Source organism: Bacillus sp. EB106-08-02-XG196, from assembly GCF_013396335.1.
Classification (GTDB): Bacteria; Bacillota; Bacilli; order Bacillales; family Cytobacillaceae; genus Neobacillus.
Map to the genome: position 1 here is coordinate 62,317 of NZ_JABWSY010000007.1, position 21,671 is coordinate 83,987.

Here is a 21,671-nt window from a genome sequence, read left to right on the forward strand (position 1 = left end):
CTTATCGCTGTGTACTCGGTATCACCGCCTTCGTTTGTGGCAGTTCTAGAATATTTTGCGATTCTGTCTTTTTATGAGTGTAATAGAGCGCCATTCCTGTAAAAAGAACACCGCTGACTAAATTCCCAATTAGTACGGGGATTTGATTCCATACCCACCAATCTGTAATTGTGACATCCGCACCCAGTATCATACCAGCTGGAATGACAAACATATTCACCACTGCGTGCTCAAAGCCCTGGGCAAAAAAGATTAAGATTGGAAGCCACATTGCTGCAATTTTCCCAATGACAGACTTCGTGGTCATAGCCATTACCGCACCAAGAGTAACCATCCAATTACAGAGCATCGCTTTTACAAATACGACCATCAAGCCTTCAGAACCAAGACTTTTGTACCCTAACGTTTTGGCTTCGGCCACTGCGAGGATTTTTGCTGCAACAGCATGGTTGGTAACTTGACCAAACTGTGTGACTGCAATGATATATAGAATGGCATACATAACTGCTCCTAGAACATGCCCAATAATGACCCAAAACCAATTTTTCATCATTTGTGCAGCTGTAGCTTTTTTCGCCATCACCGCAACAGGAATTAGTGCGAAACTACCAGTAACTAATTCCAACCCAAGTAGAATGATAATGACAAAAGCAGCTGGAAAAAGTAATGCTCCGACAATTCCTAATCCTGTTTGGACCTCTGCAGTAAAAGCTAATGTCGTGCCAAATCCGAGCAATGCTCCACCTAGAGCTCCGCGGATTAGTAAATCCTTCACTGGTAATTTTGCCTTAACCTCACCTGCCTGAATCATACTTTCCACAACTTGATTTGGACTCACAATCGCCAAGGTATCACTCCCCATATTTTTTCAGATTCGTTCACTATGAATCTCTTATCAATCCCTTATTAAGATATAGACTTGATCCCCTTTGACTTCAACTGGATAGGACTGAACGCAGCCTACATCTGGCGCCTGGACTTTGCCGTCCTTTACGCTGATTTTCCAATCGTGCATCGGGCAAAATACATATTCACCGCTTAGTATCCCTTCGGCAAGGACGCCGCCTTTATGGGGACAGCGGTTCTCAATAGCTCGGATTTCCCCATTTTCCAATTTAAAAACAGCAATTTCCCTACTTCCGATGGTGACTGTTTTCCCTAACTTTTGCGGTAAGTCTGCAACTTCCCCGATGAACACGCTGCGTAATGTTTTTTCCATTATCCCCAACTCCCCCAATCGTCATATTTTTACAGTCTGATATAAGTCTCTTAAGAGATTTTTATTGTGAATCGCTTCTTTCCATGGATCTTGAACCACAGACAAAGCCTCATCAATTCGATTATTGTATTCCTTCACCATTAACTCATCGGATAGGACTTCTCTAATATGCTCTAACCCTAAGCGGTCCACCCAAGCGGAAGTTCTTTCTAAATATTTAGCACTTTCACGATAATATTGGAGGAATGCCCCAATCATTTCTACCAACTCATCTCCTGTTTTGAACTTGAACAACAGATCCGCTTCGCGTAAATGAGTCCCTCCATTGCCGCCAACATACATTTCCCATGCACCTTCTACACCGACAACCCCTACATCTTTAATTCCGCTTTCTGCACAGTTACGGGGACAGGCTGACACAGCCATTTTCACTTTATGAGGAGTGTTTAAGCCTTCAAATTTCCTTTCTAGTCTGATTCCCATCCCAATTGAATCCTGGGTGCCAAACCGGCAATAATTTTCCCCTACACAGGTTTTTACTGTGCGAAGTCCTTTAGAGTAAGCTGACCCCGATGGCATATCGAGTTCTTTCCAAATCTTTGGCAGGTCCTCTTTATTCACTCCTAGCAAATCGATTCGCTGACCACCGGTGACCTTAATCATGCCAACCTTATATTTATCCGCCACATCGGCAATTTTTCGTAAGTCCCCGGAGGTTGTAACGCCGCCATACATTCTTGGAACAACGGAATAGGTCCCATCCTTTTGGATATTCGCATGCATTCTTTCATTGACATACCTAGCTTCTTTTTCGTCTTGGTAATGCAGCGGATCAATCATTCCTAAATAATAATTAAGAGCTGGTTTACATTTCGAACAGCCATCTGTTTTCCACTCCAGCACGTTCATTACCTCGCGAATATGTGTCAGCCCTTTTTCACGTATTTCTGCCAAGACCTCATCTCTTGAGAATGTCGTACAGCCACAGATTGCTTCCTTTTGGTCTGCCTTATATTGATCACCAAGTGTACAAGCAAGTAAATCAGAAACAAGTGATTTACAACCTCCACATGAACGGGATGCGTTCGTACAGCCTTTTACCTGGTCTACTGTCGTTAATCCATTTGCTATAATTGCCTCTACAATGTTACCTTTTGTAACACCGTTACATCCGCAAATAAGCTCTTCATCGGACATACTTGCCACCAGATTTACTTCAGACTCAACACTTTGTGCAGATTCTAAATATTCCTCAATGTCCGCTTTATTTTTGATAAAATTAAATAATTTGTTCCCATCCTTCGTATCACCAAACAAGACTGCTCCGGCAATTTTTCCATCTTCAATTAAGACCTTTTTATAAGCACCATGCCAATCATCGTAGGTTTTATATACTTTTGTACCCTCATCCTCATTGATTTTCCCTGCTGAGAAAACATCTACACCGGAAACCTTTAATTGAGTGGACAGGACTGACCCTTGGTAGCCTTCATCCTGTATCCCACAGATTCTTTTTGCTAACACTTGTCCTTGTTGATATAACGGTGCCACTAATCCATAGGCAATCCCGCGGTGCTCGGCACATTCCCCAACAGCAAACACATTCGGGACTTCTGTTTCTAAATAATCATTCACTAGGATTCCGCGGTTAACGGGTATTCCAGCTTCTAGGGCCAAAGCGACATTCGGCTTAATTCCAACGGCCATTACTACTAAATCAGCTTTAATATTGCTGCCATCAGAAAACTTTAATCCTGTAACATGCTTTCTCCCGGTAATTTCTGCGGTATTTTTTTGTAAAATAAAGTTCATGCCCTGTTTCTCTAATTCTGCTTGCAGTAACTTCCCTGCCGTTCGATCTAATTGACGCTCCATTAAGTAATCATAAATATGAATGACATCTACCTCCATCCCGAGGTTAAGAAGCCCTCTTGCTGCTTCCAAGCCTAGTAACCCGCCGCCAATCACTGCCGCCTTTTTATATCTTTTTGAATATTCAATCATTTCTTCGCAGTCTTTTATATTCCGAAACGCCTTAACCCCTGCCTTATCTGCACCAGGAAGTGGAAGCATGAATGGGTTAGAACCTGTTGCAATAATTAATTGATCATAGGGCTCTATTCGTCCTTTTTCAGTGCTCACTCTTTGTGTTTTCGTATTAATGGATGTAACACTCTCTCCGGGATAAAATCTGATCTTATTATCTTCGTACCATTCCCAATCATTTAAAGTGATGTCACTCACCGAAGTACCACCCTGCAGCACCTTAGATAACTGAATTCGGTTATAATTCGGATAAGGCTCTGTGCCAAAAATCGTAATTTCAAAACCATCTGGGTTAATTTTCAACACTTCTTCTACAGCTCTAACCCCTGCCATACCATTCCCTATGAGGACGAGTTTTTGTTTTACCATGTGAACACCTTCCTTGTTTGATTTGAATCATCTGAATTATTTATAACATTGTGACAACTTCATTAACATGAGTTTGAAAGGTTATCTAACACATTATTTCAACGCTTTAACCTGATAAAGTGTGTTATAAACCCTTATTTCACAGTCGTGATAACGGATACATTTTTATAAAATTCCATAAAAAAATTGGACCTCAAAATTGAAGTCCAAAAACAAAATCACCACATGAAACGGGTGTATATAAAATCCGCAGCAATTAATCCAAAGCCAATAGAAATATTGATCCATCCTAATAATTTTGAAACTGTCTTTTCTTTTTTCAAGGAAGCATTTCGACATGCCTTTACATCAGTAAGAAGGATTAATCCCCCTGTCACCCAGCAGATTACGATTACATAATTTAAATATCCAATATACATCAAAGAAACTCCTTATTTAGATTTCATACCAACGCGGTGAATATGGGAATCAACCATTATATCAAACGTAACAGTCTGATAAATTTCATCCCATTTTTCCTTTGTTTTTACGTTTTTGTTCCAATATTGTGGAAATTTAGCTCGAAAGTGTTCACCAAACCCAAAAATATCAGATTTTGTTTTTTGCGTCTTAGCAATTAATTTTTCAATCGATTTTTTTGTGTTTTTTGATGCTTCCTTTTCAATTTTTTTCAGGATCGCAGAATTGGAGAGCTGGATTTTCGCACTTTCCTTTTCATCTATCTCACTTTCATACTGTATTTTAATAGAGACATGCGGTCTGCCATTATTAAGTGTGACTTTCGTTCTTGTTTTCCGGCTAACAGCCCTTACTAAAACAGATTCATTCCTGCCAGGCACCTCTACAAAGGCTCCATACCCACCTCTGCCGATTCCTCGTACTGCCATAAAAACACCTATTTCTAAAGGAGATGTCTTTCCCACCATCTTATCACCATGAAAATATGCAAGACCGTTAAGTTGGATGGTAGACTTTTCTTTTAGTGCTAGATAAGGCAGGTAAGTCTCCTGCCCTTTACTAGAGTAAAGGGTCCAAAATAGACCAATGAAATTGGGTGGAAATTTCCCTATTGCCGTTAAATTATCCACTATATCTGCTAAATATAGGGATGGAACACGTTCCAGTTCCGGAGTTAAATTCATATATTTTGAAGCTGATTCTTTCGATACCACTAGAGAAGCAGTTCTGCGAATTTCAGGATTACGTCTAAGAAAATCATTAAATTGGCTTGTTCCTCCACTGGCTATTTCCTCACTGAGGACAATAATCCGCAGATGTCCTAGAAAAACTTCATCCGCAACTTCCTGCTGCAAATTAAGCATGGCATCCTGAAAGGTATGACCCACGACTTCTAAAACCAAAACTGGTTTTACCGAACCCCCAGTCTGCTGCGGACCTAGAGGTATTCTACCAGGAATCGCAATTTGCGCCGTAACCTTGACCATATCTTCATCTGGAATCGGAAACTTTTTTCCCAAATGAGAGATTTCATCTTCCTTTTTTCGCTCTTCCTCACTCGCTTTATCAATTCCAATTGCCAACACCGTTGCCCTTTTTTCAATTTCTTTACTATCCCAACATCCAGAAAGTAAGGGAATAAGAATAAAAATGACGAACATAACTTTTCCTTCACGATGATTTTGCCACATTTTTTTTCCTCCTCCAACTCCTGAGGAAATCTATACATAGTAGTAGAGCTGGATACATAATGGTTATTAGCAAGCCTGCTCTTCCAATGTATTGAATAATCTCATACATATGTAAAACATTTTGCGGCAGCATCGCCAAAAAAAACACAAAAGGCAGGATAAAATAGGAAAGCATTTTATGGTCCATTAGTCCGAAAAGCTCTTTAATGGAATGGATGGTAAAATAGTAACTTGAGAATAAAGTAGTAAAGACTGCCAGTACCCATACGGCTAAAAAGATAATATCCAACCTTTGGAGGATATTCCCTGGTATTGCAGTCGTCCGAGCTAGTTCTAACGTAGGCCAAAAGATTTGTTTGATTTCTTCCGGACCAAAAATAGCCACCGTTGCAATGACAATTAATAGGTATAACCCCCCTGAAACCAAAATACTCCAAAAACTAGCTATCATTGCTTTCTTTGGCGATTTCATCGAGGGGATAATCATGGTAATAATAAATGACCCCTGAAATAATGCTGAAATAGTTAGCATTCCACCAGCCATACCTCTAAAATCATTTCCTAAAAATATAGGACGCAAATATAGTGGATTTGCATTTTTCAATGAAAATGCAACCACAATTAATACAGGGGCCAATATCATAGGTACATAAAAATTGTGTATGTAGGAAAAGACATTGATATTATTCCTACAACTAATGGAAGCCAGTAATAGCATGACTATTACTGTAACCTCCAGTGGCGTTTCTCTTAAAACAGCCGTTACCACAACTGCACCAAATTCCCGTGCTGCCAATCCGGTTAAGATAAGAAAGAAGAAAATGACAAAGATGCTAAAGATTTTGCCCAGCCATTTACCGATAATATCTTGACTGTACGTAATAATGGTTTTTTGAGGATGGCGAACCCCTAGATATGTTAGGATGAATAATCCAAAAGCAGCCAATGCAATTCCTGTTAGAGTTACAAACGGGGCACTCGTTTCACCTGCTCGGACTGCAAACAACGGTAAAGGAAGAACTCCTACCCCAATAATGGTACTAATTAAGATGGTTGTTGCCTGAAGTGTTGTTATCTCCTTTGGATCCCCCATTTGATGTATCCTCCCGTTGATCATTTCCAACTTTATTGTGTTCTAAAATCGTATTGTCATTTTGACCCAATCGATCTTGATTGGCAGGTTGAAGAAATCCAGGTCTTTTTGGCATCCACCACAAAGGACTGCGGATAATGACATCCTTCATCCCTTGATAATTCTCTGGGGAAACAGGTGCCATATACGGAACACCAAAAGATTTTAATGACAGCATGTGATTAAAAATAAAGATGACTCCAACCATTACACCGTATAATCCAAAAATCCCAGCTAAGATCATGATTGGGAATCTTAGCATTCGGAGGGCAAACGCAGCCGTATAGGTAGGTGTCGCAAACGAACCAATCGTGGTTAAGGCAATCACTACAACGGTTATCGGACTTGATAATCCCGCTTCCACTGCCGCCTGGCCTATTACCAGTACGCCAACAATCGATAATGCTCCCCCTACTTGTTTTGGAAGACGGACAGTGGCTTCTCTTAAAATTTCCATCGCAATTTCAATCGCTAATACCTCAATAACTGCTGGATATGGCACTCCAGCACGACCACCAGCAACCGCGACGGCAAATTCCGTTGGTAGCAGTTCGGGATTAAAGGAAATAAGGGATACATATAGGGATGGAAAGATAAGTGAAAATACCAAGGCCAAAATACGAGCTAGCCTTACAAAGCTACCCATCAGAAATCTTGAAGAATAATCCTCCGGTGTTTGATAGAATTGATTAAACACAACCGGAACCACCAAAGAAAATGGGGAACCGTCGACTAGGACGGCCACTCTACCCTCTACTAAATTGGCAACCGTTTTGTCTGGTCTTTCTGTCGTCTGGGTCTGGGGAAATGGTGAAAAAGGATTATCTTCAATAAATTGTTCTAGATACCCTACATCAAGGATCACATCAATATCAATCTCTGATAGTCTTTTTTCCACCTCTTTGATAACCGTCTCATTTGCAATCCCTTTCAGATAACAAATCGCAACCGTTGATTTGGTTAGGCGCCCAATTTTCATCGTCTTCACTTGGAAGTCTGGTGTTGGAAGTCGATACCTTAATAAGGAAATATTCGTTGCGATACTTTCGATAAATCCCTCCCGTGGCCCTAAGATAACCTGTTCCGTTTCCGGCTGGGCAATGGCTCTCTTTTCTACCTTTCGTGTTCCTATATGAATGGCTTCCTTTATTCCGTCAATAAAAATGACTGTTTCCCCACGCAGCATCAACTCTATTAATTGATCAAGACTTTCCCCAATTTTTGCCTGACTGTGATAAAGAGTTTCAGTTAAGATGAGATCGATTAATTGGTGCAGAGGTTTCTCTTTTCCCACTAAATGCTCAGGTTCATACATTAAGGGCCTTAGAATATCCTTATTGAGAACATCCTGATTAATCAAGCTTGAAAAATAAATACTGGCTGCAGGGAATTTGCCAAAAATCTTAAAATGTTTTATTTGTAAATCTACGTTATTACCTAGAATTTCTTTTACTTCCTTCTCTGTCTCCATTAACGAGGTAGAAGCTGGTGTGTCCCCCTTTTCCTCAACCAAATTACTCGGAGTCAACAATTGTGGTTTTTTGATGTTGCGTTTCTTTGTTCGAAATAAGGACACACTTCCACCTCCTACTTAATAATTTTTACCTTTTTACCAATTTTATTCCTCACTTCCCTTTAGTAAACAAAAATACCGAATAGCCCCATTTCGCGAATTGAAATTTCTGCATTTAAGACCAGAGACTTAGAAAAGGTTACGTCCGAGGCTCATTATTTAGCTTTCGTTTCATTGCTAAACTATTAATTGAAAATACTGTTGAAAGGGGAACATGATTTGAAGAAAGATGAGATTTCAACTAGAAATCGTATAGGCAGTATCAGTTTTGCATTGCTGTCGATTTTATTTTTAATTTGCATACTTGTTCAAGTTTTCTTTGCGGGTTTGGCCATCTTTGTTAACCCTGTAAATTGGACAAAGCACACAGGTTTTATCCATTTATTTGAATTTATTCCTATTCTTATGTTCATTATCGCCTTTGTTGGAAAATTACCACGCTGGGCAATTGGACATAGTGCAGCATTATTTGCTGTCATTTTCGTTATGTATTTCACCGCCAATATAACATCTGCTATCCCTTGGGTAGCTGCTCTTCATCCAGTTATCGCTTTCATTCTATTTTGGATGTCTGTTAAGAATGTCCCACGGGGATGGAAAATGGCTTATAAAAACAAGCAAAGTGAAGGGGTTGTCAGACTATGAGGACACTACTAATTTTCATTACTGGTTTTGTACTCGGTTTGATTCTAACTGAACTGATTAATATTTTTGGCTTCTTGTTGTATAACCAGACCATTGGGCTAAAGTTTTTCCCGATATTAATGGGGATCGGATTAGCTGGCATGGATTTTCAGCTTCGCTGGAAATCAAAACTTCCTAATTTTAAGAGCAGCCTCCGGTAAGAAAGCTGCTCTTATTGTATTATTTTTTCTCAAGGCTGAAGTTATTTTCTTTTTGTTTTTTACAAATATAATAGCCCTTCTTTGGTTCCACATAGAAAAATATCGGAAATCTTAGATTTTTAGAAATGGTTTCTTGAAGCTCAATAGCCTTATGACGTCTAGTGTTAAAGGCTCTTTCTGTCATATCAATTAAGATTGTGTGACCATAACTCGTTAATACTTCTGTCTGATTGACTCCAACACGCTTGGTTGTTTTCACATGAATAAGTGAAAACCAAATGCAGTTAGGGCACTTCATATTCTTTGTTGGAAACAATAAGATGCCCATTTGCGGATTGACACTAATAGGGTGCATCCTCATTGGTGAAAGTAAGTATTTAGAACTACGTCTTGCTCCTAGGAAATCCGAGCCCATATGTAATAATGTTTCCTCGATTACTGCTGTTGGTGTCTTTTTTACGAGGAAGGTTTCTTCCCCTTCGATTACTCTTGACCATAATTCTCCTCTATCACTGAACTCACCTGTAACTAGAACCGTCTTTTCATTAAGTAAATGCTTATCTCTAACATCCATAAATTAGTTACCCTCTTCTCTAATTGTGGTTATTGATTTTTTTTAGAATAAGAGTATACTAACGATAAAGTTGTATACTCAACTAGCTTTGCCCTTGGGTATCGTTCCGGGAAGATCATTACCCGAGGGTGATTCTTTTGTACACCGCTTACATCATACATTTCCACAAAATCCCTCCTCAAAATAAGTATATTTTACTAGTTTATATATGTAAATCTATTATAGAATAATTATTTTTATGTCTTTTATGCCTGCACTCCTATGATTGTTACCACATATTGACGTGCGTTTGTTTTATAAGTATAATGATTGATTCTTTATTAACAACTACTCAATTTCTCAGTATGACGTGGCTCTACAATTAATTTAATCACGTATATTTTAACTTTTCTCTCGTTTTAGATCTTCCTGAACACCTTTCAAAATGGCTTTATCGCGTGTTAACTGAAAATTCATTTATACACAAAAAATACTTATTTACTGTTTATCTGAAATAATCTTACACTTTAGCTGAAATAATCTTACACTTTAGCTGAAATAATCTTACCCTATTGATAGAGTAAGATTATTTCAGCTACTTTAGTTTACATAATAATTTTATGTGTTCCTTCAATTCTTCAAAATAAGATTCACTTAAATATCCAGTGCCGCCGCGAATGATTTCCTCAGAATAATGGACCGGTGGTGCTGTTTCTGCCTCCTTATTAACCACGATAAAGGTCAATACATCATTATATAAAGTTCCATTTATGGTGAGATCAACGAAAGCCGGCCGGTAAAGACGTGACCCTACCCCTTCTCTACTATAAAGATAGGAAACACAATTTACTGGAATCTCATACACCTTGCCTTCAACGATTCCACCTTCCTCTACAATGTCAGCTCGACCGCCATCATGCATATTTACAGAATAGCGTAATGTATAGCCATGTAGAATGCCGGTGCCTGTCACCTTTTGAAAATAGTGATCAACCTGTGCCTTTTTAAAACGTGCGTCATCCATGCAGCTTCCATAGGCAAAATAAAGGATTGAGTCTTGATTGAGGAAGTGATGCTCCTTCCAATCACCAGAGTTAATGGGAGTTTTCAACATATGCTCGTTGTGGTCTGCAATGATGTACACATATGCTTGGGATTTCCCCCTGTCAGAAGTGATAACCTTCTTCCTACGATTATATAAATTATCCATACAATCAGCACTGTACCCTTCCAACTCATCCAACCTCCGCAGCTGTTCCTCTGTAACAAAGTACAATTCTCCATAAACCACATCATTGCTTGATTGTTGTAAGGCTGGATAGCCAAAACCAGTATCAAATAACTTCCCTTCCGTCCATGCCTGCTCAGCAACAAGCTCCGCTTCCTTCAACAAATAATGATTCCGTTCATGCTTCCTCAACGTTCCATAAACAAAAACAGAATATTGCTCCATAATAGCCACTTCCTTCTATCTAAGATTAAGAATAATATCATTATCACATATCGACAATGACAACATTGTCATTTTTTTGTCAAGGTGACACCTAAAATGTGTTCACCGGCCGTGGACACTGTCCTCCGCAGGCGGACAATCGGACCAGAAAAGTCCTCATCACACTGAAGGGGTGATGAGGACTTTTCTGGAGGTTACTGTTGTATTATATTGTAAATGATTATACGGCTTCTAGTTTATGTGTGTCTATGAATTTTCGTTTTTGAATGTAGATGAGTCTCCATGATAAGGCGATTCCTGCGGCCAATAGACCTACAGTAAGTCCCAGCCAATATCCGGTTGCTCCTAGATTTGTAAAGTTCGCTAGTCCATATCCAACTGGCAGACAAATTAGCCAGTATGCAATTAAGGTCATGATAAAAGCAAGGTTTACATCTTTATAGCCCCGTAATGCTGCCTGTGCTGTGGCTTGAATGGCATCACTGATTTGGAAGAACAACGCAAAGATCAAAAAGTGTGCCGTTAAGTTGATGACTTCTGCTTCATTAGAGTAAAATCCAGCAACTTGATAGCGGAAAAGTACCACTAATACACCGGTAATAAGAGCAATTAATATAGCCAAATAGATTCCAAGCCAGCTATAGGTTTTCGCGTCCTTATACCTTCGGGCTCCTACTTCATACCCCACAAGGACCGTTTGTGCCATCGAAATGCTAATCGGAATCATATAGAGAAAAGAAACAATATTCAATGCGGATTGATAGGCCGCGATTGTCGTCACGTTAAATTTACTTAATAGAATGGTCACGACAGCAAACATACTTGTTTCAAAGAACGTTGATAATCCCATTGGGACACCAATTTTCAATATTTCCTTACACTCAGTCAATGAGAACTTTTTCAGATTCTGGAAAACATAAAAGCCTGAAAAAGGTTCCTGCTTTTTTACTATAAACAAAGTCATTCCTGTTATTACCCAATAAGTGATGGAGGTAGCGTAACCAGCACCTGCCCCGCCTAGTTCCGGGAATCCCCAATGTCCAAAGATTAACACATAGTTCAAAAAGAAATTAATGGGTAAAGACAGGAGCAGGATGTACATGACTACCCGTGTTTTTCCTAATGAATAGATAAAGGACCTAAGCACGTTAAAGATAAATAGAGGAAGAATTCCAAAGCTTAGTCCTACTAGATAGTCAAAAGCTGTTTTCTGTACTTCTCTCGGTAGATTCATTTTAGCTAATATTGGATTTAAAAAGAAAATTCCTAGTACAATCACCACAATAGCTATCATGAAGGACAGATAGAGACCATGCCTTACAACTGAAGCAACTTCCCTGCTTTTCTTTTCCCCAAAGCGCTGAGCTGCAATCGGCGAAACCGCAAGCAGTATTCCACTAATACCCATAAATATCGGACTCCAGATTGACGATCCAATCGCAACAGCGGCTAAATCGGAAGAATTGTATTTACCCGACATAATGGTGTTAAAGAAGACCATCGAAAACATTCCAAGCTGTGTGATTAAAATGGGAATTAACATGACAAAAATTTGTTTTGTCTTTTCCTTTAACGTAAAAGTCTGATTCATATATATTACTCCTAGAAAAACTGACATATACAAGCCAAATATTCATTATACTTTATTTTGGCTATATTTACATGAAAAATATTATGTATCACGAGGTTAATATTGTCGGTATTTTTTCAAAAGAATTATATAGAAATTTCGGATGCCGTAGTATAATATTATCGTAATTGATTAATAGAGAAAACTGGTGAAGATTCGTGCGCACATTTAATGAAAAGATTAGTATTTATCATGGCATGGTTTCTACCATTGCCATTAACCTTGCCGGGAACTTTTACCCCATCTTTGCTATCTCGATTCTTGGAGCATCCAATTATCAAGTTGGATTGATTAGTTCACTTCCTCCTTTCATTGCACTCCTGATGACAATTCCTGCAGCTATTCTCTTAAATCGTTTGGAGACGCAGAAAAAAACAGTTGCGATGGCAGTTTTATGGGCTCGACTATTATTTATACTCCTAATAGGAGTTGTTTATTTCTCCTCCACTTACCAAGCGTGGGCATTCTTGATCATTATCGCTTTCATGAATGTACCTGCAACAATATCTAACGTTGGCTGGCAAACATTAATTAGCGGTATGATAAAGGAAGAACGAAGAGGTGCTTTTTTTAGTGATCGTAACCGGCTATTAACCATTGCCGGCATGATTTCCACACTAGTCATTGGGATTATTATGAAAAACCAAACCAATAATGCAACCGCATACCAGTGGTTATTTTTCGCAGCCTTACTTTTTGGCTTACTCGAAGTATTTTTCTTAATGAAACATAAAGAAACAGTCCGGCCCGTCCCCAATACAAAAAAATCATCGATGGACTGGTCTATTTTTAAAGATCATGGTTATAAATGGTTCCTGATTGCGGCACTCTGCTTTAATTTCACTTGGCAGATGTCATGGGGAATATTCAATATTTACCATGTCAGAATCGCAGAAGCGACCATCCTTTGGATTAGCATCTTTTCAGTAGCTTGTCAATTGGTTCAAATCTTTTCGTTCCCCTTGTGGAAGAAATGGGCAGAGGAAAAATCTAATACCCTCATGCTGGTGTGGGCTGCGCTAGGGATGGGACTTGTTCCCTTCTTAACGATTCTGTCTACTAACCTATTCTATTTAACAGGTGTTCAAGCACTATCCGGATTTTTTATTTCCGGGGTTGTGCTCTTATTGTTCAACCTTTTGTTGGAACAATCCCCTGCCGAAACGAGAACGTATTGTATCACAACCTATAATGTACTCTTATCATTTGTCGCCTTTATAGCCCCTCAGATTGGTATTATGCTGTTAGAAGGTTTAGGCATACAAAAATCAATGGAGTTAAATTCCATTATGAGGATAGGCAGTGCATTTGTATTTCTACTCATGTATTCTCGTACTCGAAAATTCACAAAAACAATGTTATTAAAAAGCTAGTAAACTTTTCTAGCAATTGGCATTTTCCGTATCACTAACTTGAAATACTAGTCCGAACAGTATCCAAAAACCGAAAACAAAAACATAAACAAGAAAAAATGTAATGGAATCTTCGTCCATTACATTGGTGCCTGTCACCATTTATTCACTTATTCATATATTGACTGCATATCTCTTTTTCGCTTTAAAGTAAACCCATTCTTTGAAGCCTATTTCTTTGAGTCGAGCATGAACTTGTTCGAATTCGTCCCCGACTCGGTGTGGGTCGTGGGCGTCGGAGCCGAAGGTGACTTTTACTCCGTGATGGAGTGCCATCTCTAAAATGTCATGGGCTGGATACCAGCCTCCAACGTATTTCGTTTTTCCTGAGGTGTTGATTTCGATAGCGATATCACATTCTGCAATGACCTTTAAGGTGTGCTCAACTGCTGCAGTTTGAATGTTTGAAAAGTCAGGATAATAGCCCTTCATTGCGTCAATATGGCCCAGTATCTGAAACATACCGCTGCGAGCAGATTGCTCAATTAAAGAATAATAGGTTTCTTTCGTTCGTATTTGTTCTTTGGAGCTAAGGCCCTCCCAGCGGTTCTTATTAAAAATGCTTACTCCATCCACTTGATGAACAGATCCAATTATATAATCAAAAGGATATCTGTCAAAATAAGGTCGATAGTTTTCTACCTGCTCAGGAAAGAAATCTGCTTCGATTCCTAAAAGGACATCAATTTTACCAGAATACTCTTTTTTTAACCTTAAGACTTCTTCAACATATTCCGGAAATTGACTGGCTGCCATCGTTATATGTGGAAAAGGATGATCTTCTTCACTCGAGAAATAAGGTGTATGATCGGATATCCCGATGACATTTAAGCCCATTTCAATACCGGATTCAATATAATCACGAATGCCTCCCCTGGCATGCCCGCACCGGTCATGATGTGTATGTAAGTCAAATTTTACTCTTGTTTTGCTCATTTACTCTTCACCTCTAACTCATATTTACCCATATTAAGGAACTTTCATTCTTTTCCTTTTCCTTTTCTTCTTATCATCTCACATTATAAATAATTGACTTCCCCTTAAACATTCAATTCTCGCAGCTAAAACTCCTTTTTATTCACCCCTTGTCCAATCCAAAAGACAAGCTTTTTCATATATATAATTATTAAATAATAATGTGAGGTGTTTTATGGAAAGTTGTGATTGTCGTGCAACCTTATCCGCTACAGCCGTACCAGTTGAAACCTTAATTAATCGTTTTCCCTCCAGCGGCATGATTACGGTATCTGCACGAATTTGTACTGTTAATTGTTCAGTCAAAAACAGTTATATTTCCATTCTTTATGGTGACCATCAAGATCAAAACAAAAGCTTTGTTTTTAAATCAGTGGTATCTGGGTTACCCACATGTGAACCTGTTTCCGGTGGCGGTATTGGTATGATAGTGTCAGCTGAAGGAGAGGCCTCTGGAGTCCTCTTTAATGACAATGCAATACTATCCAACATACATTTTCTCCATGAAACTATTATTGGTAATGCCATTTGTTCTATTTCATTAACAGCTAACGGGCAGACCTTTGAGGTGCCGGGATGTATCTTTGGTCATGCTGAAAAACTAAATTGAGCAGCTCCCGTATCGGAGCTGCTCTTTTATCATTTTTTTAAATGATATGGCACGGTTGTGATGATAACGTTTCTTTTATATAGCAGGTATGCTTTAATTAGTAAGCTTGATTGATTATGCAGGATGTTATGCCAGCCTTTTTTAGGTATGAATTGTGGAATGATGACCGTGACCCTGTAGTTCGCTTCACTAGCTTTATGCTGTACCGTATCAACAAATTTAGTCAATGGCTGTATGATACTCCTGTAATGCGAGTGCAGGGTTACGAGCCTAATATCAGGCTGCCACTTATTCCATTTTTCTTCGAATTTCTTCTCATCATCTCGTTCAATGGAAACATAGACGGCGAGCACTTGATCCGCTCCTAGAGATTTTGCGTAATTAAGTGAATTTTCTACCACTAGTGTAATTCCTGCTACAGGAACAATAATTACGTTCCCTTTGATTGGAATTGCAGGTTCGTCGGCATTTATTCTTAGTTGTTCACCCATGGCCTCATAATGCTTTCTAATTCGGTAAAAAACGATAACAATGACGGGCAAAAATACCAATACCGGCCAAACCTGGGCGAACTTAGTTAAAAAGAACATAATGGTAACAATAAAGCAAATCACTGCACCTAAGGTATTAATAAATAGCTTAGCCTTCCAGCCCTGAGGCTTTTCACGAAGCCATTTTAACATCATTCCCGTCTGTGACAACGTAAAAGGAATGAATACTCCAACCGCATATAGTGGTATTAAGTGCTCAGTTTGACCTTTAAAAAATATAATTAAGAGGATGGAAGCTAAACCTAGGACTAAAATTCCATTTGAATATCCTAACCGGTCTCCTCTTATTTTGAACATTCTTGGGATAAACTTATCGTTTGCTAAATTTACTGCCAGCAAAGGAAAAGCTGTATACCCTGTGTTGGCGGCAAGTATTAAAATCAAAGCCGTAGTCCCTTGAATAAAGAAATACATAAAATTCCGCCCAAATGTTTGCTCTGCAATTTGTGAGACTACTGTAACCGTTTCATTTGGCCTAATTCCATAATAATAAGCTAAAAATACAATTCCAGAAAATAATACAGCAAGTAATCCGCCCATTGCTGCTAATGTTTTTGCAGCGTTATTTGGGGCTGGATCTTTAAAGTTCGGAATTGCATTCGAAATCGCCTCAACTCCTGTAAGTGCTGAACTTCCTGAAGCGAAAGCCCTCAAAAGCAGAAATAAAGAAATCCCAGCAATAGGTGTACCAACAGGTGTATGCAATTCCGCTGGAACCTGACCTGTTACGATATTGTACATACCTACACCAATCAAAATGAATAAAGCGAGGACGAATAAATATACAGGATATGCTAAAATAGAAGCAGACTCTGTTACACCCCTTAAGTTTAATGTTGTAATAAATAACACAAAGACAATCGCTATACCCACATTATGGTCGTGTAGTGCTGGAAAGGCTGATGTTATGGCATCCGTTCCAGCTGAAACACTAACTGCTACCGTTAAAATATAGTCAACAAGTAGTGAACCTCCCGATATCAGCCCATAATTCACACCCAAATTTTCCTTTGATACTACATAGGCTCCTCCGCCATGAGGGTAGGCAAAAATAATTTGTCGATAGGATAAAATTAACGCCAATAATAAGATTAAAACCCCGATTGCGATTGGAATGGAATACCAAAAGGCAGCCGCACTAATAGTCACCAACACAATCAGGATTTGTTCCGGTCCATACGCAACCGATGATAAAGCGTCAGAGGAAAGAATTGCCAACGCTTTTGTTTTATTGAGCTTTTGTTCCCCTAATTCTGTTGACTTTAAAGGTCTGCCGATTAAAAATCTTTTGACTGAAGAAACCACTTTTTCCACTCCCGAGAAACTATAAATTGTGAAAAACTTTCTATTACCTTACTAAATTGTCAAAAATGCACAAAAAAATGCCTACAAGTCAAAGTAAATAGACCTGTAGACATGTATGCTCTGTCAACAAGCTCCACCTTCCTTCTCATTAACGCTTACGAGGTTAGCTGTCGGATTCGGGCCATTGAGTAGCCCTACCTATTAAAGGATTCACCCCTTGGATATACTATCCATATGAATGGTTCCCCCGCACCAATTGGTCTCAGCGATTTAGAAATATGAAACTGTGATTATCATACTCCTGTGTTTATCAAATGTAAATTAAAATTTTTAAAATAAAAATATGATTGGAGAAATTTATGTCTAAAGAGAAAAAGCCGTTATTGACTGATGAATTTTTAGATGAACTTGCAAAAGAAATCAATGAAATATACGGTCCTCCAGATGAACAAAATGATAATACAAAGAATGATGAAAAAGATAATTAATCCACCATTCCATATTTCCGTATAACAATAGTACACTTGTCCAAATTGTTAGAATCCCTCCCATTTTAAAGACAAACTTGATGATTAGTACATATAATAACGTATCCAGGATTTATGGTTGGGAGGAATATAAATGGATAATGTTATTCTGCTATCGAGAAACACCACTAACAGTGGGATATTGACTCTTCATCCCAAATTAGCAGAATCAATGGGAATTACTCAAATTACAGCTAGAAAGATCAGATTTGGAGCAAAAACCTATCAATCTATTGTAGAAATTTCTGATGAGCTACCCTTGAATGGGGCAAGCCTATCTGAAGATATTTTGGACATGCTGAACATACCTCAGCATTGCAGTCTTGAAATCAAGCAGCATGGAAACGAAATACAAATAGGACCCTTTATAGGTTTACTTGCTGGTTATTATCAAAGCTCCATCAAGAAATACCTTGAACAACTACGAGATTATGTTTTCCTTTATCATGAGATTAAAGGTGCAATACTTGTCTTTTCTCTTGACCATGTTGATAAAATCAATCATACAGCGAAAGGATATCTTTATAATCCACGAACAAAACAATGGGAAGAAGGTACCTACCCCTATCCTTCAGCTATTTTTGTGATGACATCTTCTGTAAGCTCTGCGTGGATACAGCATTTCAAATCAGTCATTGGCGATGTCATTTTTAATGATTTCTTTCTATCTAGATTGAGTATTCACAAGAAATTAGCAAGTTCAATTGGTGTAAAATGTTACCTGCCCGATACGATTCTTTATGGTTCTCCTCAAGATCTGTACTACTTTTTAAAGAAATTCCCTAATTTAACAGTTAAACCACTTAATAACGCGAATCGTTCGGTCATAAGAGTATACTTAAAAAACTCGAACTCTCTCGTTATATCTAATCTGAGAACCTTGGAAACTAAGAGTTTCAAATTTAATAGTCGGGATCAAGCCTATTCCATTTTTAAACAATATTTTAAAGATGGAGAATATTTGATTCAGGAATCGATTGATGTAACAGGTTATCGAACGATGTCAATTCGAATCATTACTGTTAAAGATCAAACGGGTCAGTGGAAGGCTATAGGCTTGTTTACCCGAGGAGATCAATCTGGAGAGAATGAAGGTAAATTATTGCCTTTGGTTAAATTTCAAAAAGAGATGGTATCAGATTTCTTGCAGCAAAGTGATTTGTATGCATCCCTAACCTATCAGGAATTAACCCATATTGCTATTGACACAGTCAAAGAAATCGAGAGCATGGGGGTACATTTTGCGAATGCAGCTGTAGATATAATAATTGGAGAATTAGGCGATATCTGGATTTCAGAAATCGATTACTTCAATCCCTCACACGAAATAGCACTAGTCGCAGGTTATCCGAACCTATACTATGAAATCTTAAAAACCAATATGCTCTATGCGAAAAAGCTAGCAGGTTTTTAACAATAACAAAAGAGCTAACCAAAAATTAGCTCTTTTTTGCTATTTCCATTATTTCTTTCAGTTCGTTTGTAAAACCTTTTACAGCTTTATTTCCTAACACCGTTACCGGAACACCTAAAAAGCCATATTTCTCAACTTCTGTTTGAAAATCTGTGTTCGTTGAAATATCCCTCACCTCAAAAGGTATGCCTTCCTCCGTAAGGACTTTTTTGACCATTGTGCACTCTATACAGTCATTTGTGGTATAGACGATAATCCCTTCAGCCATTGTTTACCCTCTCCTTCCATTCGTAGTTACTCTTCATCAAAATATAAAAGTTCTGCTGCTATTTTATCACTTATGGTGATCACCCCGAAAGAATACTGCTTCTGTCTTCTCTTTTCAGTTGGCAATCCTGGGTTAAATACAATCTACTTTTTCACCTTTAAAGGCTTCAATGGCACGTTTTTCCGTTGTTTTTCCTTTACCATGTCCATGGGTAATACCAATTTTAATCCCACATACTTCTACTATTTTTTTAAAAGATAACAATTCTATTATTTCTTGGCCATCTACATTTCCATATACACCTTCAACTCTTGCATATGACTGTAGCGCTTTATATACATCAATCGTTGTCCAGTCACCTGCATGAATAATCAAATCAGCATCCTTCAGTTGTTCTAATAATCTAGTTGGTAGTCCCTTTTTTCTCTTTGGTAAATGCGTATCTGATATTACGACAATATTCATACTTTTTCCTCACTATTTTCAAAAACAGCAATATTTTATTAGACACAATACATGAATATCCTTATTTCAAATCTTTATTATGACAACATTAAATGACATAAGAACTCAGGAAATGTCTGTTCTTGCGCTTTCCCGAGAAATATAAAAAATTTCCCGAATTGTCAAATGAATCATTGATTCTCCAATTAAGTTTATTATCTCTCATCATAGAGAAACCGCTTACATAATAATTTCTTTTAAGGCAAAAATATTGTCAGCATAATAAAAGGAGGCATCATTTTGGACGACAAAATATTTAGAACACTAAATCAATTCACTGGCAGGAATCGTTTTGTTGATATATTTATGATTATAATTTCTAAGAAACTCCGATATTTTTTTGCGTATTTTTTGGTAATTATGTGGTTTCAAAATAACTTTCATAAAAGAATCACATCACTTGCAGGAATTTCTGCAATTATTACATTACTGCTCACTAGTGTTATTAAATTGGTTTATTTTAAGCCTCGACCATTTTCAAAGAAACGGGTAAATCTATTAGCTCCTGTTCCTTCAGAAAAGGATTCATCATTTCCAAGTAAACACACAACCCTAGCATTTGCCGTAGCAATTTCAGTTCTTTTTTACAAGCGCACATTTGGTTGTATCTTGTCCATTTTAGCTTTCCTAGCAGGTTTTTCTCGTATTTGGATGGGACAGCATTATCCTTCTGATATTATTGGCAGTGCTATCATTGGAAGTATAGTTGCTATAGGGGTAAACTTTTCATCAAACTTTTGGGATCCATTTATTAACCGAGTTATCTATACCTACAATCGTTTTTTTCTTTAAATTAACTTTAGCTTCCTTACGTATTTTTCTCGTTATGTAAGGACAAAATCGATAATCAATTTGTTTAATTCTCTCGCTGCTTTTGTAGGTATTTGATGTTTTTCCTTATCAATGAACCTTAAATCACTGCATGGCAATTTTTCTTTTAAGAGATTCGCATACCGATGAAATGATTTGTCTTTCTTCCCATAGACCATTAATATGGGAAGATCGATATTTCCTAATTGATTTGTACAATTATATTTTAAACTATATTGGTAATATTGATTAATATTTCTGGCATTACCTTTAACTGCTCCATTGTACAATTTTCTAAACGTCTCTTTTGTATCGGAATTGCCCCATGTAATCGCCTGCGCCAAAAAAGAAAATGTCCTAGGATTTGTAAGTTTAACCGCTAAAGAAATCCTTTTCCTCAAATAAAAATCGCTAACTTCCGACATTCCACTTACCAAAATACTTCCTAAGGATCTGTCGGAATAAGTCAGCATAAATTCTAAGGCAATAGAAGCTCCTGTCGAATACCCGCACAGAAATGCTTTTTCTATACCTAAATGATCCAGCAAACGTTTAATGTCTTCCACAATTAACGGATAAGTTATCGATTGAATTGAGAACTGACTTCTGCCATGGCCTCTTATATCAAAAGTAATAACTTTAAAATCCTGAGAAAGTCCATCCATTTGATAACTGAAATTTTCACTCGTAAGTAATGGAGGATGGATAAAAACGATGGGAGTTCCATTTCCTTTAACATGATAATATAGGCTGACACCTTTTCCAACCAGCTTTGGCATTAATTCGAACACCTCAACAACAATTATTAAACCACTAAACTTGAATC

At 38.0% G+C, this 21,671-nt stretch carries 23 protein-coding genes and 1 riboswitch; of the genes, 7 read left to right on the forward strand and 16 right to left on the reverse strand.

Annotated elements, in window-relative coordinates:
- Position 1 precedes the first annotated feature (1 nt).
- The 7 genes from MLOOGBEN_RS12385 to MLOOGBEN_RS12415 all read right to left on the reverse strand — a co-directional run bounded on the left by MLOOGBEN_RS12385 (position 2) and on the right by MLOOGBEN_RS12415 (position 7,991).
- The gene (locus tag MLOOGBEN_RS12385) at positions 2–838 is read right to left on the reverse strand and encodes a formate/nitrite transporter family protein (RefSeq protein WP_368737785.1); all 837 of its coding nucleotides are present in this window, start codon (positions 836–838) and stop codon (positions 2–4) included.
- A 57-nt stretch (positions 839–895) separates the two neighbouring features.
- Complete coding sequence (gene nirD, locus MLOOGBEN_RS12390; protein ID WP_179158782.1) at positions 896–1,222, reverse strand: nitrite reductase small subunit NirD; 327 nt, start codon at positions 1,220–1,222, stop codon at positions 896–898.
- 18 nt (positions 1,223–1,240) lie between these two features.
- Positions 1,241–3,634: a nitrite reductase large subunit NirB gene (gene nirB, locus MLOOGBEN_RS12395; RefSeq protein ID WP_179158566.1), complete on the reverse strand. Its 2,394-nt coding sequence runs from the start codon at positions 3,632–3,634 to the stop codon at positions 1,241–1,243.
- A gap of 218 nt (positions 3,635–3,852) precedes the next feature.
- Positions 3,853–4,053, reverse strand: a complete 201-nt coding sequence (locus MLOOGBEN_RS12400; protein WP_179158567.1) for a CLC_0170 family protein — start codon at positions 4,051–4,053, stop codon at positions 3,853–3,855.
- A gap of 12 nt (positions 4,054–4,065) precedes the next feature.
- A complete protein-coding gene (locus tag MLOOGBEN_RS12405; protein WP_179158568.1) occupies positions 4,066–5,283 on the reverse strand; it encodes a Ger(x)C family spore germination protein in 1,218 nt (405 codons plus the stop codon).
- Positions 5,264–6,376: a GerAB/ArcD/ProY family transporter gene (locus MLOOGBEN_RS12410; RefSeq protein ID WP_179158569.1), complete on the reverse strand. Its 1,113-nt coding sequence runs from the start codon at positions 6,374–6,376 to the stop codon at positions 5,264–5,266. The genes MLOOGBEN_RS12405 and MLOOGBEN_RS12410 overlap by 20 nt, the downstream gene beginning before the upstream one ends.
- The gene (locus MLOOGBEN_RS12415; protein ID WP_464868627.1) at positions 6,324–7,991 is read right to left on the reverse strand and encodes a spore germination protein; all 1,668 of its coding nucleotides are present in this window, start codon (positions 7,989–7,991) and stop codon (positions 6,324–6,326) included. The genes MLOOGBEN_RS12410 and MLOOGBEN_RS12415 overlap by 53 nt, the downstream gene beginning before the upstream one ends.
- Positions 7,992–8,207: 216 nt before the next feature.
- Here MLOOGBEN_RS12415 and MLOOGBEN_RS12420 point away from each other — a divergent pair, with 216 nt between their 5' ends.
- The gene (locus MLOOGBEN_RS12420; protein ID WP_218781160.1) at positions 8,208–8,633 is read left to right on the forward strand and encodes a DUF6220 domain-containing protein; all 426 of its coding nucleotides are present in this window, start codon (positions 8,208–8,210) and stop codon (positions 8,631–8,633) included.
- Positions 8,630–8,833, forward strand: a complete 204-nt coding sequence (locus MLOOGBEN_RS12425) for a DUF5957 family protein (protein ID WP_179158570.1) — start codon at positions 8,630–8,632, stop codon at positions 8,831–8,833. The genes MLOOGBEN_RS12420 and MLOOGBEN_RS12425 overlap by 4 nt, the downstream gene beginning before the upstream one ends.
- 19 nt (positions 8,834–8,852) lie before the next feature.
- Here the strand turns inward: MLOOGBEN_RS12425 and MLOOGBEN_RS12430 are convergent, their stop codons facing one another.
- The 4 genes from MLOOGBEN_RS12430 to MLOOGBEN_RS12445 all read right to left on the reverse strand — a co-directional run bounded on the left by MLOOGBEN_RS12430 (position 8,853) and on the right by MLOOGBEN_RS12445 (position 12,430).
- Positions 8,853–9,407 carry a competence protein ComK gene (locus MLOOGBEN_RS12430; protein WP_179158571.1) on the reverse strand — a complete coding sequence of 185 codons (555 nt, stop codon included), beginning with the start codon at positions 9,405–9,407 and terminating at the stop codon, positions 8,853–8,855.
- A gap of 29 nt (positions 9,408–9,436) precedes the next feature.
- Entirely contained in the window at positions 9,437–9,574 is a 138-nt protein-coding gene (locus MLOOGBEN_RS12435) for a hypothetical protein (protein WP_179158572.1), read from the reverse strand.
- Between the two features lie 407 nt (positions 9,575–9,981).
- Positions 9,982–10,839, reverse strand: coding sequence for a gamma-glutamylcyclotransferase family protein (locus tag MLOOGBEN_RS12440; protein ID WP_179158573.1), 858 nt, complete (start codon positions 10,837–10,839; stop codon positions 9,982–9,984).
- Between the two features lie 220 nt (positions 10,840–11,059).
- Complete coding sequence (locus MLOOGBEN_RS12445) at positions 11,060–12,430, reverse strand: MATE family efflux transporter (RefSeq protein ID WP_179158574.1); 1,371 nt, start codon at positions 12,428–12,430, stop codon at positions 11,060–11,062.
- A gap of 197 nt (positions 12,431–12,627) precedes the next feature.
- Here MLOOGBEN_RS12445 and MLOOGBEN_RS12450 point away from each other — a divergent pair, with 197 nt between their 5' ends.
- On the forward strand, positions 12,628–13,842 hold the full coding sequence (locus MLOOGBEN_RS12450; RefSeq protein WP_179158575.1) for an MFS transporter: 1,215 nt from the start codon (positions 12,628–12,630) through the stop codon (positions 13,840–13,842).
- 153 nt (positions 13,843–13,995) lie between these two features.
- On the opposite strand, the gene MLOOGBEN_RS12455 is transcribed toward MLOOGBEN_RS12450, so the two are convergent.
- Complete coding sequence (locus tag MLOOGBEN_RS12455) at positions 13,996–14,817, reverse strand: histidinol-phosphatase (RefSeq protein ID WP_179158576.1); 822 nt, start codon at positions 14,815–14,817, stop codon at positions 13,996–13,998.
- A 214-nt stretch (positions 14,818–15,031) separates the two neighbouring features.
- Between MLOOGBEN_RS12455 and MLOOGBEN_RS12460 the strand changes: the two genes are divergently transcribed.
- Entirely contained in the window at positions 15,032–15,466 is a 435-nt protein-coding gene (locus MLOOGBEN_RS12460; protein ID WP_179158577.1) for a hypothetical protein, read from the forward strand.
- Between the two features lie 29 nt (positions 15,467–15,495).
- On the opposite strand, the gene MLOOGBEN_RS12465 is transcribed toward MLOOGBEN_RS12460, so the two are convergent.
- Positions 15,496–17,322: an APC family permease gene (locus MLOOGBEN_RS12465; protein ID WP_179158578.1), complete on the reverse strand. Its 1,827-nt coding sequence runs from the start codon at positions 17,320–17,322 to the stop codon at positions 15,496–15,498.
- Between the two features lie 137 nt (positions 17,323–17,459).
- Positions 17,460–17,600: riboswitch (cyclic di-AMP (ydaO/yuaA leader) on the reverse strand.
- An 81-nt stretch (positions 17,601–17,681) separates the two neighbouring features.
- On the opposite strand from MLOOGBEN_RS12465, the gene MLOOGBEN_RS12470 reads away from it, so the two are divergent.
- Both MLOOGBEN_RS12470 and MLOOGBEN_RS12475 read left to right on the forward strand, forming a co-directional pair.
- Positions 17,682–17,810, forward strand: a complete 129-nt coding sequence (locus tag MLOOGBEN_RS12470) for a hypothetical protein (RefSeq protein ID WP_179158579.1) — start codon at positions 17,682–17,684, stop codon at positions 17,808–17,810.
- A gap of 133 nt (positions 17,811–17,943) precedes the next feature.
- Positions 17,944–19,263 carry a YheC/YheD family protein gene (locus MLOOGBEN_RS12475; RefSeq protein WP_179158580.1) on the forward strand — a complete coding sequence of 440 codons (1,320 nt, stop codon included), beginning with the start codon at positions 17,944–17,946 and terminating at the stop codon, positions 19,261–19,263.
- Between the two features lie 25 nt (positions 19,264–19,288).
- Here the strand turns inward: MLOOGBEN_RS12475 and MLOOGBEN_RS12480 are convergent, their stop codons facing one another.
- Together MLOOGBEN_RS12480 and MLOOGBEN_RS12485 are read right to left on the reverse strand one after the other, a co-directional pair.
- Positions 19,289–19,531 (reverse strand): glutaredoxin family protein, encoded by a 243-nt coding sequence (locus MLOOGBEN_RS12480; RefSeq protein WP_179158581.1) that lies wholly within the window; start codon positions 19,529–19,531, stop codon positions 19,289–19,291.
- Between the two features lie 132 nt (positions 19,532–19,663).
- A complete protein-coding gene (locus MLOOGBEN_RS12485) occupies positions 19,664–19,996 on the reverse strand; it encodes a metallophosphoesterase family protein (protein ID WP_306430739.1) in 333 nt (110 codons plus the stop codon).
- Between the two features lie 279 nt (positions 19,997–20,275).
- Here MLOOGBEN_RS12485 and MLOOGBEN_RS12490 point away from each other — a divergent pair, with 279 nt between their 5' ends.
- A complete protein-coding gene (locus MLOOGBEN_RS12490) occupies positions 20,276–20,827 on the forward strand; it encodes a phosphatase PAP2 family protein (protein WP_179158582.1) in 552 nt (183 codons plus the stop codon).
- 32 nt (positions 20,828–20,859) lie between these two features.
- On the opposite strand, the gene MLOOGBEN_RS12495 is transcribed toward MLOOGBEN_RS12490, so the two are convergent.
- A complete protein-coding gene (locus MLOOGBEN_RS12495; protein ID WP_179158583.1) occupies positions 20,860–21,624 on the reverse strand; it encodes an alpha/beta fold hydrolase in 765 nt (254 codons plus the stop codon).
- Positions 21,625–21,671 lie beyond the last annotated feature (47 nt).